The sequence below is a fragment of the Arthrobacter sp. GQ119 genome (assembly GCF_059759125.1).
The window spans coordinates 303216-317393 of record NZ_JCAXEA010000002.1 but is presented as its reverse complement, the minus strand read 5'-3'; the positions used below and the strand labels follow the sequence as shown (position 1 = coordinate 317393).

12 protein-coding genes are annotated in these 14178 nt (G+C 64.6%); 7 read left to right on the top strand and 5 right to left on the bottom strand.

Translation table 11 applies throughout. The annotated features are described in order from the left end of the window. Positions 1–245: 245 nt before the first annotated feature. The 6 genes from AC6CH3_RS03365 (at position 246) to AC6CH3_RS03340 (ending at position 6346) form a co-directional block, all read left to right on the top strand. Positions 246–728, top strand: a complete 483-nt coding sequence (locus tag AC6CH3_RS03365) for a RidA family protein (protein ID WP_498131107.1) — start codon at positions 246–248, stop codon at positions 726–728. A 126-nt stretch (positions 729–854) separates the two neighbouring features. Further along, complete coding sequence (locus AC6CH3_RS03360; protein WP_498131106.1) at positions 855–1961, top strand: alanine racemase; 1107 nt, start codon at positions 855–857, stop codon at positions 1959–1961. A gap of 67 nt (positions 1962–2028) precedes the next feature. Next, positions 2029–2763: an SDR family NAD(P)-dependent oxidoreductase gene (locus AC6CH3_RS03355; protein WP_498131105.1), complete on the top strand. Its 735-nt coding sequence runs from the start codon at positions 2029–2031 to the stop codon at positions 2761–2763. Positions 2764–2851: 88 nt separating this feature from the next. Then, positions 2852–4033 carry an N-methyl-L-tryptophan oxidase gene (gene solA, locus AC6CH3_RS03350; protein WP_498131104.1) on the top strand — a complete coding sequence of 394 codons (1182 nt, stop codon included), beginning with the start codon at positions 2852–2854 and terminating at the stop codon, positions 4031–4033. Positions 4034–4397: 364 nt separating this feature from the next. After that, positions 4398–5786: an aldehyde dehydrogenase family protein gene (locus AC6CH3_RS03345; RefSeq protein WP_498131103.1), complete on the top strand. Its 1389-nt coding sequence runs from the start codon at positions 4398–4400 to the stop codon at positions 5784–5786. Between the two features lie 215 nt (positions 5787–6001). Beyond that, positions 6002–6346: a cupin domain-containing protein gene (locus AC6CH3_RS03340; protein ID WP_498131102.1), complete on the top strand. Its 345-nt coding sequence runs from the start codon at positions 6002–6004 to the stop codon at positions 6344–6346. A 238-nt stretch (positions 6347–6584) separates the two neighbouring features. Here the strand turns inward: AC6CH3_RS03340 and AC6CH3_RS03335 are convergent, their stop codons facing one another. Beyond that, entirely contained in the window at positions 6585–7511 is a 927-nt protein-coding gene (locus AC6CH3_RS03335) for an ABC transporter substrate-binding protein (protein ID WP_498131101.1), read from the bottom strand. Between the two features lie 315 nt (positions 7512–7826). Here AC6CH3_RS03335 and AC6CH3_RS03330 point away from each other — a divergent pair, with 315 nt between their 5' ends. Then, complete coding sequence (locus AC6CH3_RS03330) at positions 7827–8924, top strand: S1C family serine protease (RefSeq protein WP_498131100.1); 1098 nt, start codon at positions 7827–7829, stop codon at positions 8922–8924. 59 nt (positions 8925–8983) lie between these two features. Here AC6CH3_RS03330 and AC6CH3_RS03325 read toward each other — a convergent pair whose 3' ends face one another. The 4 genes from AC6CH3_RS03325 to araB form a co-directional block, all read right to left on the bottom strand. Further along, positions 8984–9901 carry an aldose 1-epimerase family protein gene (locus tag AC6CH3_RS03325; RefSeq protein WP_498131099.1) on the bottom strand — a complete coding sequence of 306 codons (918 nt, stop codon included), beginning with the start codon at positions 9899–9901 and terminating at the stop codon, positions 8984–8986. Then, positions 9898–11418, bottom strand: coding sequence for an L-arabinose isomerase (araA, locus tag AC6CH3_RS03320; RefSeq protein ID WP_498131098.1), 1521 nt, complete (start codon positions 11416–11418; stop codon positions 9898–9900). Before araA ends, AC6CH3_RS03325 begins: the two co-directional genes overlap by 4 nt. Before the next feature lie 65 nt (positions 11419–11483). Then, positions 11484–12194: an L-ribulose-5-phosphate 4-epimerase gene (locus AC6CH3_RS03315; protein WP_498131097.1), complete on the bottom strand. Its 711-nt coding sequence runs from the start codon at positions 12192–12194 to the stop codon at positions 11484–11486. Then, positions 12191–13984, bottom strand: a complete 1794-nt coding sequence (gene araB, locus AC6CH3_RS03310; RefSeq protein ID WP_498131096.1) for a ribulokinase — start codon at positions 13982–13984, stop codon at positions 12191–12193. The genes AC6CH3_RS03315 and araB overlap by 4 nt, the downstream gene beginning before the upstream one ends. Between the last annotated feature and the right edge of the window lie 194 nt (positions 13985–14178).

Genomic DNA, 14178 nt, shown 5'->3' with positions numbered 1-14178 from the left:
ATGGGACAGGAGCAATACCTTCTCCGGTCCTGATGAGTAGGGGCATCCGGCGTGTCAGTCGACATGCCGGAATGCCCACTTCTCACGACTGAAAATGACTCAAGAATCGATAGCAGCTTCGTCGACAATCGACGAAGCGTGGATGAATTGGAGGATCCATTGGCATTCGAAATCAAGCCAAAGTGCTGCATCCCGCTGCATAAAAGGAGAACTGAGATCATGGACCACTGCAAGACGGTGATGGCATGAGTCTGCCACTGCCTCAAACCACAAAAGTGGGCTCGGCGGATCGGCTCCAGGCCCTCGGCCTGGATCTGCCCGTCCTCGCGGATAACCCGTACTACGTGCACCACCGGGCGGTGGACTCCAGCATCCACATCTCAGGCCAGCTGCCTTACAAGGACGGTGAGCTGCTGGGCCAGGGCATCGTCGGGCGGGATGTCGAGCTGGAGACGGCGCAGGAGCTCGCGCGCCATTGTGTGCTGAACTGCCTCGCTGCCGCTGCGCAGGCGGTGGGTGATCTGGACCGGGTGCGGATCGTGCAGATGCTGGTCTTCGTGGCCAGTGGGCCGGACTTCGGCCTGCAGTCACGGGTCGCGGACGCGGCCAGTGGCCTGCTCATCGAAGTGTTGGGTGAGAACGGGCGGCACGCCCGGACCGCGATCGGTGTCGTCGGGCTGCCGGCGAACACTCCGGTCGAGATCCAGATGATCTGCACGGCCGTTTAGCCACGTGCACGACGGCGGTACTGCCGCGGCAGTGGTGTGCGGGACCCGCTGATGGGGTCCGCACATCCCACCCTCGAGGAAGCCCCGCGGTCCTCGATTCATAGACAGAATTACAAGGAGTACAGCGTGAACCGCATTCAACGAGCCCTCGAGGCTCTCGTCGAGCGAATCGACACCCCCTCACCGATCGTGCTGGCCGATGTGATGCAGGAGAACATCGACCGCATGCAGGCCTTCGCCGCCCGGAACAACCTCGACGTCAGGCCACACGTCAAGACGCACAAGTGCGTGGAGATCGGCCGGCGCCAGATCAAGGCCGGCGCGGTCGGAATCACCGCAGGCAACGTCGGTGAGGCCGAGGTCTTCGCCGCGGCCGGGTTCGATGACATCTTCATCGCCTACCCGATCTGGCCCGCCGGAACGAAAGGTCCGCGGATCCGCAAACTGGCCGAAACCATCCGGCTGCGGGTCGGCGTCGATAACGTCGCGGCGATCAATGCCCTGGCCGACGCGATGGGGGACGAACCGGGGCTGCTGCAGGTCGTGATTGAGGTCGACTGCGGGGCACGCCGTTCCGGGGCGGCTCCCGAGGCCGCAGGTGACCTGGCCCTTGCTGCGCGCAACCGGGGCTTGGTCCCGGCCGGCGTCTTCACCTACCCGGGCCACGGCAGCGCCGGACCGGACGCCCGCAAGGGTGCCGCGGATGACCAGGATGCCGCGCTCGTCACGGCGGTACGCAGCCTCACGGCAGTGGGGATCACTCCAGAGGTGGTCAGTGCCGGTTCCACACCCACCGTGGAGTTCGCCACCAACAGCGTCATCACCGAGATCCGGCCCGGGGAGTACGTGTTCAATGACCTCGGCAACGCCCGGCTCGGTGCCTGCACGGAGGATCAGATCGCGCTGTTCGTCGCCGGCACGGTGGTCAGCGACTGGGTTCCCGATCAGGTCATGCTCGATATCGGCACCAAAGCCCTCGGCCGCGAAGGCAACCCCGAGATCGGCTACGGCGGAATTGCCGGCACCACGGCCGTGCTGTCAAGGCTGAACGAGTACCACGGGTTCCTCCCGCTTCCCGGCGGGGACTTCCGTCCGGGCGTCGGGACAGTGGTTCCGGTGGTCCCCAACCATGTCTGCCCGGTGGTGGTCAATTTCGAGGAGTACATCGTTACCGACAGCACCGGGACAATGCTGGAACGGTGGCCTGTCGATGCCCGCGGATTCCTCAACTGACCCACGCCCCGGAATTTCATTTCCCAACCCGAAAACCACGAACTAACACCACGAAGGAAAGTCTGACATGAGACTTGATAAGACCACTGCCCTGGTCACCGGGGCCAACAGCGGCATCGGGCAGGCCGTATGTTCGCACTTCCGGAACGAAGGCGCCCGTCTGCTGCTCACCGGCCGCAGGGAGCAACTCGACAGCGCCCAGCCTGATGACCTGTATGTCCCGGGAGACCTTAATGACGAGGCGTTCGTCGAAAGCCTGGCCCGGCAGGCGGCCGAGTCCTTCGGCACCGTCGACGTCGTCGTCCTTAACCACGGCCTGCAGGTCAGCGGCCCGCTGACGGAGATGGCTTACGAGGATGCGAAGAACGTGCTGCACAGCAACCTGCTCAGCTCCTTCCTGGTGATGAAGCACTTCGCGCCGCTGATGCCCGCAGCCGGCGGCTCATTTGTCCTCGTCAGCTCACGCCTCGGCATGGTCGGCATCACCGATCAAGTCCTGTACTCCGCAGCTAAAGGAGGGCTCATCATGCTCGCCAAAGGTGCCGCGATCGAATGGGCATCGCGCAACATCCGCGTCAACGTCGTTGCACCAGGGCTGACCGCGACCCCGATCATCGAAGCATCGATCCAGCGCAGGGACGACCCCGAGGCCTACCGCGCCCAGCGCGAAGGCCAGATCCCGCTCCAGCGCCTCGCCACCCCCGAAGAGATCGCCGACGCCATCCTCTTCATGGCGTCCCCGGAATCGTCCTACATCACCGGAGCAACCCTCCCCGTCGACGGCGGATACACCGCCGCCTGACACCTGGCAAAGGCAACCATTCAGCGAGCTGGGCGCCTCCAGTCGTCTGCAAAAACCAAAACCTCATCACGGAAAGCAAGGTAAAACCATGACAACGCTCGAAACGGACGTCGTAATCGTCGGAGTGGGCTCTGTAGGGAGCATGGCCAGTTGGCAGCTTGCCTCCCGAGGTCAACGGGTTATCGGGGTAGACCGTTTTTCGATCCCGGGTCCCTTTTCTGGCTACGCCGGCGAATCACGCGTTTTCCGCAAGATCTACGCGGAAGGCGGGCACTACACACCCCTGCTACAGAGGGCACAGGATCTCTGGCGTGGGCTGGAGAAAATCAGCGGAACGCGGCTGCTTAAGACCACGGGTGCTGTCAGTATTCTCAACGAGGATAATCCCAGGTTCGCGGTGCTCATGGCAGCCGGGAAAGAGCATGGCCTCGACTACGAAATTCTCCGGGGCGATGAGGCCAGGACAAAGTACCCCGACCATGTGATCCAGGACACTGACGTCACGATCTTTGATCCGGAAGGCGGCTACCTGAAGTCAGAGAGGGCCGTGACAGCCGCCCTGACCGAGGCCACACGGCTTGGTGCCAAATTCCTGGGAAACCGGAAAGCGCACAGCGTTGAGGCGTACGGTGACCGGTACATCGTCCGGACCGATCAAGAAGAAATCATTGCCTCCCGGGTGATCGTCTCGCAGGGCACCGGTGCGGGAGCAGTCTGCAAGGAACTCGGTGTTCACCTTTCCGTTCGTCCGCAGGTCCTGACATGGTTCCCCGCTGTGGACCCGTCAATGTGCAGGGAAGACCTGCCGGTCTTCCTCCGGAGGGCGGAGGACGCGGGAAGGTCAGACCGGGCCCTCTTCTACGGGTTCCCGAGCGCTGACGGCTGGACGGTGAAAGTCGCAGGGAGCGTCTATATGGACGAGGTCGAGTCGATGGAGAAGCCTCTTAGTTGGGATCCTCACTATTTGGACCCGATCCGGGCATGGGTCCGGGAATTCATTCCGGGACTGAATCCGGAGCCCGTGCGGGTGGCTTTGTGTGCCGACGGTTATACGCCAGACGACACCGGGCTGTTGGGGACGGTTCCCGGAATGGAAGGCGTTGTTGTGGCGGCCGGCTTCTCCGGCCACGGCTTCAAGATGGCCTCTGCCCTGGGGGCCGTTGCAGCCGACCTCGTGCTGGACGGAACAACGGCCACAGACGTCAGCTTCATGGACGCTGCCAGGTTCCTCGGACCGGACACGCAACTCACGTCACTGGCTCTAGGCTGAGATCCAATCAGACCGGCCTGTCTACAGATGGCTAACGGGAGGCTGGGTCCATATGGACTCAGCCTCCCGTTTCAACTGACACAACCCATTGGGCTGCGCTCTGCCTTTTTCGATGCCCATGCCCATGCCGGGACGGATTACACCTGGTCAGTTTGGCAGATCGCTTCGTGGATCAAATGCGTAAACCAGAAGAAGTCACCGACCGTTTCAGCCTCGACTCATGAAGGACCCCATGCTTGAATCCAACAGCACGCTCGCCCCATGTCAGGAAACGGGAGAAAACACCGCAACGCCCGGGGCAAGGCCAGAGTTTGCGAACCTTCCCGGGGGTACCTTCTTCGAAGGGCGGTGGCAGAATGCCGCGATGACTCTGGATGTCCGCGACCCCCAAGACGGTTCCGTAGTGGGCCGGGTCGCCACCTCCACGCCGGGGGACGTGAAGCAAGCTATTGCGCACATCCGCCGCCACCTGCAGGTTCAAGACTGGCCGCTGCGGGACCGGCGGGAGGCGCTGGAGAAGGCGGCCCTGTTACTGGGGGAGCAGTTCACACGGTTTGCCACAATTATCGCGACGGAAAGCAGCAAAACCATCAGCGAGGCTGAGTGTGAGGTGCGCCGCTGCGTGGAAACGCTGCGGCTTTCGGCTGCAGCGTCTGAGGAACTCGTTGGGGCGACCCTGGGGTTTGAGGACAGTCTCGCGGAGGGGGGCAAGGTCGGCTGGTACAGCCGGAAGGCGGTTGGCATTGTTGCGGCGATCACGCCGTTCAATGATCCGCTGAACTCGGTTGCGCACAAGCTGGGCCCCGCGCTGATCGGGGGTAACGGTGTTGTGCTGAAACCGTCGGGGCGGACGCCTCTGAGCGGGCTGGCGCTGGTGGAGCTGTTGCTGGAAGCCGGTGTGCCGTCAGGGCGGATTGCTGCGATCGTTTCCGGCCCGGGCGTGTCCGACGCCTTGGTCACGGACGAGCGGGTTGACCTGATTTCCTTCACCGGCGGGCCAGCCACGGCGGATCGTATCGCTCCCGCGGCTGGGGCGAAGAAGATCCTCTCCGAACTCGGCGGAAACAGCGCCACTATTGTCTGCGCCGATGCCGACCCGGTGGCTGCCGCGGCTGCGATTGTCGCCGGTGCTTTCGGTGTGGCGGGGCAGAACTGCCTCTCCGTACAGAGGGTCTACGCGCACATCTCCGTTTTCGAGCGGGTTCTGGAGCATGTCATCACCGGCACCAAGGCACTCAGGACGGGACCGAAACTTGACCGTGCCACAGATATTGGGCCCCTAATTTCGGAGGACGAGGCCCGGCGGGTCGAGGAATGGGTGGAAGAAGCCAGGAGCGCGGGTGCGACGCTTCATACCGGCGGAATGCGCCGGGGAGCGTTCTACGAACCGACTGTGCTGACGGATGTGCTCTCCCGGTGCCGGGTCATCCGGGATGAGGTCTTCGGGCCGGTGGTGAGCATCCTGCCGTTCATCGAGGTTCAGGACGCGATCTACGAGGCGAACAACTCTGAATACGGGCTGCAGGCCGGTCTCTTCACCCAGTCCATCGACGTCGCTCTTGCCATGGCGGACAAACTGCACGTTGGCACCGTGGTGATAAACGGCACCAGCGACCTGCGCTTGGATTCCATGCCCTTCGGCGGGTTCAAGAAATCCGGCGTCGGCCGGGAAGGCGTCCGGCACGCAGTCCACGAAATGACCCAACCCAAAAACACCATCATCAACCTCGCCAAGGCAGGATCACACCGGTAGTGCATGGGCGGGCACTGGAATCATGTGAGTACTTCTCACACATGCGTGCTAAAAATTCCATTTTTATCTGAGCTTTTCCATGGAACAGTTGAGTCAACCTGACGTGACTACAGCAGTAGTCCAAGGTTTTACATTCCAGGCCAACGAGGGTTGGCGCACTTCTTGCGGGCAAATGTGCCCGGAAACGGAATGATTTTATGGTCAAGGCGACAGTATTGAACGGGACCCAGACAGCGAACCTGGGCGAGCATGTCCTAAAGGCGACCAGCTCGACACCTGGGCAGACCGAGGTGTCCTTTACAGTCTGGGAAGGCGATGGTGCCCGCACAGGAGTGTGGGAGGCTACACCCGGAACGTTCACGAGCACCCGTGAGGGTTTCAATGAGGTCTGCGTGATCCTCAGTGGGACGGCCACCATATCGGACGATAGTGGCAGCTTCGACATTGGGCCGGGCTCGCTCTTTGTCACTCCGGCCGGATGGCGGGGCAGCTGGACCGTGCATGAAACCCTTCGCAAAGTCGGGTTTGTTCAGAACCTCCCTGCCCAGTCGACGGTCTAACGCCCCCTCCGAGAGAAGCGTTTCGGCATTCGTTTCCGGGGACCAAGGGCTCCGGCGGGGGAGCCGGACATTTATGGGCCGGCCTCCCCCGCTCTACGTGCTGGGACGGATTCATGTAAATACGAATAATTCTCGGTTATCACCAGCCCCCTGAAGTCACGCGCCCCCTGGCTCTTGTTATCTCTGTCAGGGGCCATAGCGGCAGCATTCGTCCGAGCCTGAACCTTAGAACCCGCCGCTAGCGGATCGCGGCTTCTGTGATGGCTGATTCTTCCAGGCCCCAGTACTCCAGGGACTCCTTGTATTCCGGGGATTCCAGAACGGACTGGATGGCCTGCTGCAGGGCCGGTGTCAACGGTGAGCCCTTCTTCAGTGCCATGGCGACGGTGGTGTTCGTGCGGGTATCCATCCTCGGCTCCAGGATGGTGAAGTGGTCCGGCTGCTGCTCGTCAGCCCAGGCCAGGGCACTGGCGTCGTAGAAGACGCCGTCGATCCGCTTGGAGTCCAGCTGCGTCAGGGCCTCCTGGATGTTGGGCAATGTCACGCCATTGATGGCCGGCTGGCCCTTTTCCTCGCAGGTCCATTTCGAGACGTTCGGCAGGTGGTTCAGTTGCTGGGTGGAGCCCTTGGCCACGCCAATGTTCTTGCCGCAGAGCGTGTCGTTGGTCAGATTGTTCGGGTTGCCATGGGGCACCGCCACGGCCGAGCCGCCCTTAAGGTAGTTGATCATGTCCAGAACCTTCAGCCGCTGTTCTGTCGCGGCCATGGTGGTGGCGGTGAAGTCGTAGCGGCCGCCATCGAGGCCGGGAATGATCGTGTCGAACGCCGTGTTCTCGAACTTCAACTTCACCCCCAGCTTCTTGGCCACCAGGCGGGCCAAATCCGGGTTCACGCCAATGGGGGTTGTGTTGTCCTCGGCGAGGAACGTCATCGGCGGGGAGCTCAGATCCATCGCCACGGTCAGTTCGCCCTTGGCCTTGTAGGACTCCGGCAGCAGCGCCACGGCGGCCGCATCCGGTTGAACGCCCTCGGAGATGTCACGGGTGTTCTGCGTCTTGGGAATGTCCGTGGATTGGGTGTCCGTTGCCGTACCCCCACAGGCCGTGAGGGCGAGCAGGACGGCGAGTCCCGCAGCGGCAGTCTGGATCTTGTTTCTGGTGTTCATGGAGCATCCCTTTGAGGGGTTCAGGTGAGAGTTTTGGTTAAGGGATTATTCGTGCGGAGGGCTTCAGGTTCACACTTGCGTTAATACTAGCTTTATGCTACCGACACTAAGGAGCATCGGTTTACCCTGTCAAGAGTTTAAAACTGAACTGTTCAACACTTGAGCCGCGCACCTGCGCGGAATTCGGCTCTGGCCGTCGCTGCCGGCCGGGATTAGCGTTAAATCAGCGTCCGCCCACGCGCGCAAGGAGGAACGTCGATGCACTCCCGGCAGTCAACAACCAGGCGAATGGCCCGTGTGTGTCGGGCCTTGGCCGTGGCCGCAGTTCTCACGGCCGCCGCCTCCGGCTGCACCGGCCCGGGACAGGGTCCGGGACAGACTTCAGGGCAAACTTCGGACCAGACGGCAGGGCAAACGCCCACCTCGCAGGCTCCAGGCCGAACGGCGGAAGGCGGTGCCGGCCAGACTCCCGGGCAAGGGCAGCAACAGCCCGCCCAGCGAATCCCGGCAGGTACTGCGGACATTCCCACGATCGTCAGCAACGTCCAGCCGTCCGTGGTGACAATTTTCACGGGCCGCGGTGGACTGGGAAGCGGCGTGGTGTATTCGGAGGACGGACTGATCCTGACGAACGAGCATGTGGTGCGCGGCAGCCGCGAGGTCGAAGTGGGCTTCGCCGACGGCCAACGTGTGTCGGGAACGGTGCGGGCAACCGATGCCATCTCGGACCTGGCGCTTGTGGAGGCGCAACGAAAGGGCCTGCCGGCCGCTAAGTTCCAGCCCGACCTGCCCCGCATCGGAGAACTGGCCATCGTCATCGGTTCCCCGCTGGGATTCGAAAACACCGCGACGGCGGGCATCATCTCGGGCCTCCACCGGGAGATCCCCGGGTCGGCCTCCAGCAGCCAGTCCCTCGTTGACCTGATCCAGACTGACGCGGCGATCAGCCCCGGCAACTCCGGAGGCGCCGTCGTGAACAGCCGCGGCGAAGTGATCGGCATCAGCGAGGCTTACATCCCGCCCCAGTCCGGCGCCGTTGCCCTGGGTTTCGCCATCCCCGCCGCCACCGCCGTGAAGGTCGCTGACCAGCTCCGCGAGGACGGCACGGCCGATCACGCATTCATCGGCCTGGGGCTGGGGGAAATCACGCAGCCCATAGCCAGTGAGCTCGGCCTCCCGGACACCCTCGGGGCGCTGGCACTCTCCGTCCCCGAGGGCGGCCCGGCGGCGAAAGCCGGAATCCGGGCGGGTGACGTGCTTATCAGGCTCGACGGCGACCAACTCACCTCGCCGGAGGACCTGCTGGCAGCACTGCGAAGCCGGAGCCCCGGGCAGACCGTGACCGTGGAATTCCGCAGGGGAACCGAAACCCAGGAAGTCAAGGTCGAACTGGTCGCGCGCCCGGCCCCCTAAGACTGGCCACGCGCCGCCAGCCGAGACGGACGCCGGCTGGAGCCGGAGCCGGGGTGCTGTCACGTGGCGAAGATGCTCCAGGACGCCTCGTGGGTGGCGCCGGGCTCCAGTTGTATCAGGTCCGCGCCGCTGTTGAACGCGTCCGGAGGGCAGGTCATGGGCTCCACCGCGAGGCCCAGCCTGTTCGGTGCGGGGGGCAGCTTGTCGGCTGTGTGGATCTGGAGCCACTGGCAGGTCCGGTCCCAGGCCATGCCGACTCCGGTCCCGCCCGGGTCCCTGGCCACGAGTTGCGCGTGGCCGGCGTCGGTAAACGAGATGTCGGTGAAGGCGTGGTCGATCTTGGTGGCACCGATGCTGCGCGGCGCACGGAAATCGAACTCATGCCCGTCCACTCCCCGCATGGCCACAGGCAGCAGCCGGTCCGGGGTCACATCCAGAAACCCGCCGGCCGGAACCTCCAACGTCCATTCATCCAGCGGAGCCGGCCCCGCGAGCAGGTACGGGTGCGGGCACACTCCGTAGGGCGCGCTGTCGGCGCTGAAGTTGGTCGCCGTTACTCCTGTGTGCAGGCCGTCGGCGTCCAGGCGGTAGTGGGCGGTGACTTTGAGCAGGAACGGATACCCGGGAGCCGGGCCCACAGTGCAGGCGAGGACCACGGCGGACTCAGAATGCTCCTTCAGCGTCCAGTCGAGGGGAAACGCCAGACCGTGCAGGGCACAGTCCCGCTCGGCTTCGTTGATGGGCAGGCGGTAGTCGGCTCCCCGGAACGTGTATTTGCCGTCGGCGATGCGGTTGGGCCAGGGGACCGCGATGATGCCCCGGTAGTCGGGGATGGGCCCGCCCTCCGGGAACGGGACAACCAGGTCCCGTCCCCGGTGGCGCAGTTCCCGAAGGGCAGCTCCCCGTGCCGTGACGGTCGCCTGGTAGTCCCCCGCATGGATGCTGTACTCCCCCGCTTGGATTTCGTATTCGCTCACAGCCCACCGGCGAGCTTGTAATACGCCGCGTTCCAGGCCAGTTCCTTCTTGAACTGCCTGATGGTGGTGCCGTCGTCAATGGTGAGGAGCTCGGTCCGGGCGATCTCGGCGAAGTCCTCGAACACGTCCATCCCCACCTGGGTGGAAAGGACGGTGTGGTGCGCTGCCCCTGCGGTCAGCCAAGCCGTGGCGGACGTGGCGAAGTCGGGCTTCGGGGACCACAGCGCGCGGGCAACCGGGAGGTTGGGCAGCGGTTCGTCGAGATCGACGACGTCGACGGCGTTCGCCACGAGGCGGAAACGGTCCCGCATGTCGGACAGGGCGACGACGACGCCGGGTCCGGCGTCGGTGTCGAAGACCATGCGGACCGGATCTTCCTTGCCGCCAATGCCCAGCGGGTGGATTTCAACCCGCGGCTTCGTGGCCGTCAGGGAGGGGCAGACCTCGAGCATGTGCGCGCCGAGGATCTTTTCCTGGCCAGGAGTGAGGTGATAGGTGTAGTCCTCCATGAGCGAGGCGCCGCCCGCCAGGCCGGCGCCCATGACCTTGGCGGCCCGGACCAGGATTGCCGTCTTCCAGTCACCCTCCGCGCCGAAGCCGTAGCCGTCGGCCATCAGCCGCTGCACGGCCATGCCGGGCAGCTGCCGCAGTTCGCCCAGGTCTTCGAAGGACGTGGTGAAAGCGGCGGATCCGTTGGCTTCGAGGAAACTGCGCAGTCCCAGCTCAATCCTGGCGCTGTAGCGGAGGGATTCATGGCGGGCTCCGTCGGAGCGAAGCTCCGGCGCCACCTCGTAGAGCCGCTCGTACTCGGTGACCAGGGCGTCGACGTCGGACTCTGCGGCGCCGTGCACGGCGTCGGCGAGCTCGTTGACGGACCATGTGTTCACCGAGACGCCGAAGCGCAGCTCGGCCTCGGTCTTGTCACCTTCGGTGACGGCGACGTTGCGCATGTTGTCCCCGAAACGGGTCAGCTTCAGAGTGCGGACGGCGGCCCAGCCGGCGGCGGCCCGCTGCCAGACGCCGACCTGCCGGGCGACCTCGGGGTTGGAGACATGCCCGACGACGGTCTTGCGCGGAACGCCGAGGCGGGACTGGATATAGCCGAACTCGCGGTCGCCGTGCGCGGCCTGGTTCAGGTTCATGAAGTCGAAATCGATGTCCGCCCACGGCAGCTCAACGTTGGCCTGGGTGTGCAGGTGCAGCAGGGGCTTGCGGAGCAGGTCCAGGCCCTGGATCCACATCTTGGCCGGAGAGAACGTGTGCATCCACGCGGTCACGCCGATCACCGCGTCGTCCGAGTTGGCTTCCAGGGCGGTGCGGCGGATCGCGTCGGAGTCGGTCAGCACGGGCTTCCAGACCAGCTTGACCGGGACCTCGGAGGATTCGTTGAGGGCGGCGGCGATCTCCTGGGACTGGGCGGCGACCTGCTTCAGGACGTCCTCCCCGTAGAGGTGCTGGCTGCCGGTGAGGAACCAGACCTCGTAGTGCTCGAGGGAGGTGTTGTTGGCGTTGGACATGTAGTTCTCCTGGAAAGCTTCGGGGCCTGGCGGCCGTGTGACTGGCCTGGTGACCGGTTTTGGGCCTAGCGGCCGTAGACGTTCTGGTAGCGGGCGTAGAGGGATTCGATCTGGACCGGATCGATGGGCAGCGGTTCGCCGAGCTGCCGGGCAATGTGGACGGTGCGGGCCACTTCCTCGCACATCACCGCAGCCTTGACGGCGGAGCGGGCGTCCTTGCCGATGGTGAACGGGCCGTGGTTCTGCATCAGGACCGCCGGGGAGTTTGATCCCTGCAGGGTTTCCACGATGCCGCGGCCGATCGAGTCGTCCCCGATCAGGGCAAATGGCCCCACCGGAATGGTGCCGCCGAACTCATCGCCCATCATGGTCAGCACGCACGGGATGGCTTCACCGCGGGCGGCCCATGCCGTGGCGTAGGTGGAGTGCGTGTGCACCACTCCCCCGACGTCGGGCATGTGCCGGTACACGTAGGCGTGGGCGGCCGTGTCCGAGGACGGCGTGAGGTCCGGGTTTTCCCATTCGGCCGGGACACCGTCGGCGTCGGCGCTCAGGCTGCTCACGGGCGTGCCGTAGAGGTCCGTGACCACCATGGCCTCGGGGATCAGGTCGTCGTAGGACACGCCCGAGGGCTTGATGACCATCAGGTCATAGCCCGGGATCCGGCCGGACACGTTCCCGGCCGTCCAGACGACCAGTCCGTAGCGCGTCAGCTCCGCATGCAGTGCGCAGACATCCCGGCGGACCCGGGCGATGGTTTCCAGCAGGGCGCTCATGCCGAGACCTCCTGGGCGAGCTGGGCGGGCAGGGACGGGGCTGGCAGGGACTGGGCTGGCAGGGACTGGGCTGGCAGGGACTGGGCGGCGTTGCGCTGGATGGCCTTGAGCCGGTGCATGACGTCGTTGGTACCCCTGCCGAAGTAGTCATGCAGGGTCCGGTACTCGCGGAACAGTTCCTCGTACGCGGCGACGTTGTCCGGGATCGGTGTGTACACGGCACCGGGGGCGGAGCCCATTGCCGCAGCGGCGGCACGGATGTCCGGGTACTGGCCTGCTGCGACGGCGGCGTGGATGGCCGAACCGAGTGCGGGTCCCTGGGCCGAACCGATGGTGGAGAGCTGCAGGCCGGTGACGTCGGCGTAGATCTGCATCAGCAGTCGGTTCTTCAGCAGCCCGCCGGCAACAATGAATTCCTTCACCGGCACACCGGCGTCGCGGAAGGCGTCAACGATGGTGCGCGTGCCGAAGGCCGTGGCCTCCAGCAGCGCCCGGTAGATGTCCTCGGGGCGCGTGGCCAGGGTCTGGCCCACCACCGCTCCGGAGAGCTCATGGTCCACCAGGACCGAGCGGTTGCCCGAGTGCCAGTCCAGGGCGATCAGGCCGTGCCCGCCGATGGACTGGGCCGCGGCGAGTTCGGTCAGGTATTCGTGGATGCCGAGTCCTGCCTCGGCGGCGGCCGCGTGGTATTCGGGCGGAACCCCGTACTTCGTGAACCAGCCGAAGATGTCGCCCACCCCGGACTGGCCGGCCTCATAGCCCCAGAGCCCGTCGACTATGCCGCCGTCCACCACACCGCACATGCCGGGCACCTCGCGCAGCACATCCCCGTTCATCACATGGCAGGTGGAGGTGCCCATGATGGCCACCAGCTGGCCGGGCTCAACGGCTTTGGCCGCGGGGGCGGTGACGTGGGCGTCCACGTTGCCGACGGCGACGGCGATACCCTCAGGCAGTCCGGTCCACGCTGCGGCCTCGGCCGTCAGGTACCCTGCGGCGTCACCCAGGCGGCCAATTGCGTGGTCGAGTTTAGCGCTAACAAAATTGCTGAAGTGCGGATTCAGAGCGGCCAGGAAGTCCTCGGACGGGTAACGGCCGTCCTGGTAGATGCCTTTGTATCCGGCGGTGCAGGCGTTGCGGACGTAGCTGCCGCAAAGCTGCCAGACAATCCAGTCGGCAGCTTCCACCCAGTGGTCCATCTCCGCGTACGCCTCGGGATCCTCCTCCAGGAGCTGGAGCCCCTTGGCAAACTCCCACTCGGAGGAGATCAGGCCGCCGTACCGCGGCACCCACGTTTCACCCCGTTCGGCGGCAAGGGCATTGATGCGGTCCGCCTGCCCCTGGGCCGCATGATGGCGCCAAAGCTTGACGTAGGCATGGGGCCGGTTGGCGAAACCCGGCACTTCATTCAGGGGCGTTCCGTCGGCCTTTACCGGCACCATCGTGCACGCGGTGAAGTCCGTCGCGAGCCCAACCACCGCCGACGGGTCAATGCCCGCATCCGCGATCGCCGCCGGCACCGCATTCCGGAGTACGTCCCGGTAGTCGTTCGGCACCTGAAGCGCCCAATCACCCGGAAGCCGGGCGGTTCTTCCATCCGCCGCGTCCGCCACATCCGCAGGAAGCGCCTCTGTGACCACTGCATGCGGGTAATCAAACACGCCGCTGCCGAGCTCCCTGCCATCCCGGACCCGCACCACGACGGCCCGGCCAGACAGGGTGCCGTAATCCACCCCGATCACGTAATTGTCATTGCCGGTCTTGAACCCGATGTCCCCACTGGCTTGCATGCTGAAACCTCCATCCGGGAGGTACTGGCCCCTATGCCCGGTGTCGAAATGTAAAAGGTGGAAATGTAAAAGATTCTCTTCGATTGTGAACGCTAACATATCTCGGCGTCAAGCATTGCTGACGCCCAATGTTGGGCCGCGCTTGCCCTGCCAGACCCGACCGCCGCCATCGCATCACGGCAAGGAGACGAGGG

Bases quoted from the DNA above. Each gene is read 5' to 3' on its own strand.
- AC6CH3_RS03365 (WP_498131107.1), top strand. From the start codon at position 246: ATGAGTCTGCCACTGCCTCAAACCACAAAAGTGGGCTCGGCGGATCGG.
- AC6CH3_RS03355 (WP_498131105.1), top strand. From the start codon at position 2,029: ATGAGACTTGATAAGACCACTGCCCTGGTCACCGGGGCCAACAGCGGC.
- solA (WP_498131104.1), top strand. From the start codon at position 2,852: ATGACAACGCTCGAAACGGACGTCGTAATCGTCGGAGTGGGCTCTGTA.
- AC6CH3_RS03345 (WP_498131103.1), top strand. From the start codon at position 4,398: ATGACTCTGGATGTCCGCGACCCCCAAGACGGTTCCGTAGTGGGCCGG.
- AC6CH3_RS03335 (WP_498131101.1), bottom strand. From the start codon at position 7,511: ATGAACACCAGAAACAAGATCCAGACTGCCGCTGCGGGACTCGCCGTC.
- araA (WP_498131098.1), bottom strand. From the start codon at position 11,418: ATGTCCAACGCCAACAACACCTCCCTCGAGCACTACGAGGTCTGGTTC.
- AC6CH3_RS03315 (WP_498131097.1), bottom strand. From the start codon at position 12,194: ATGAGCGCCCTGCTGGAAACCATCGCCCGGGTCCGCCGGGATGTCTGC.
- araB (WP_498131096.1), bottom strand. From the start codon at position 13,984: ATGCAAGCCAGTGGGGACATCGGGTTCAAGACCGGCAATGACAATTAC.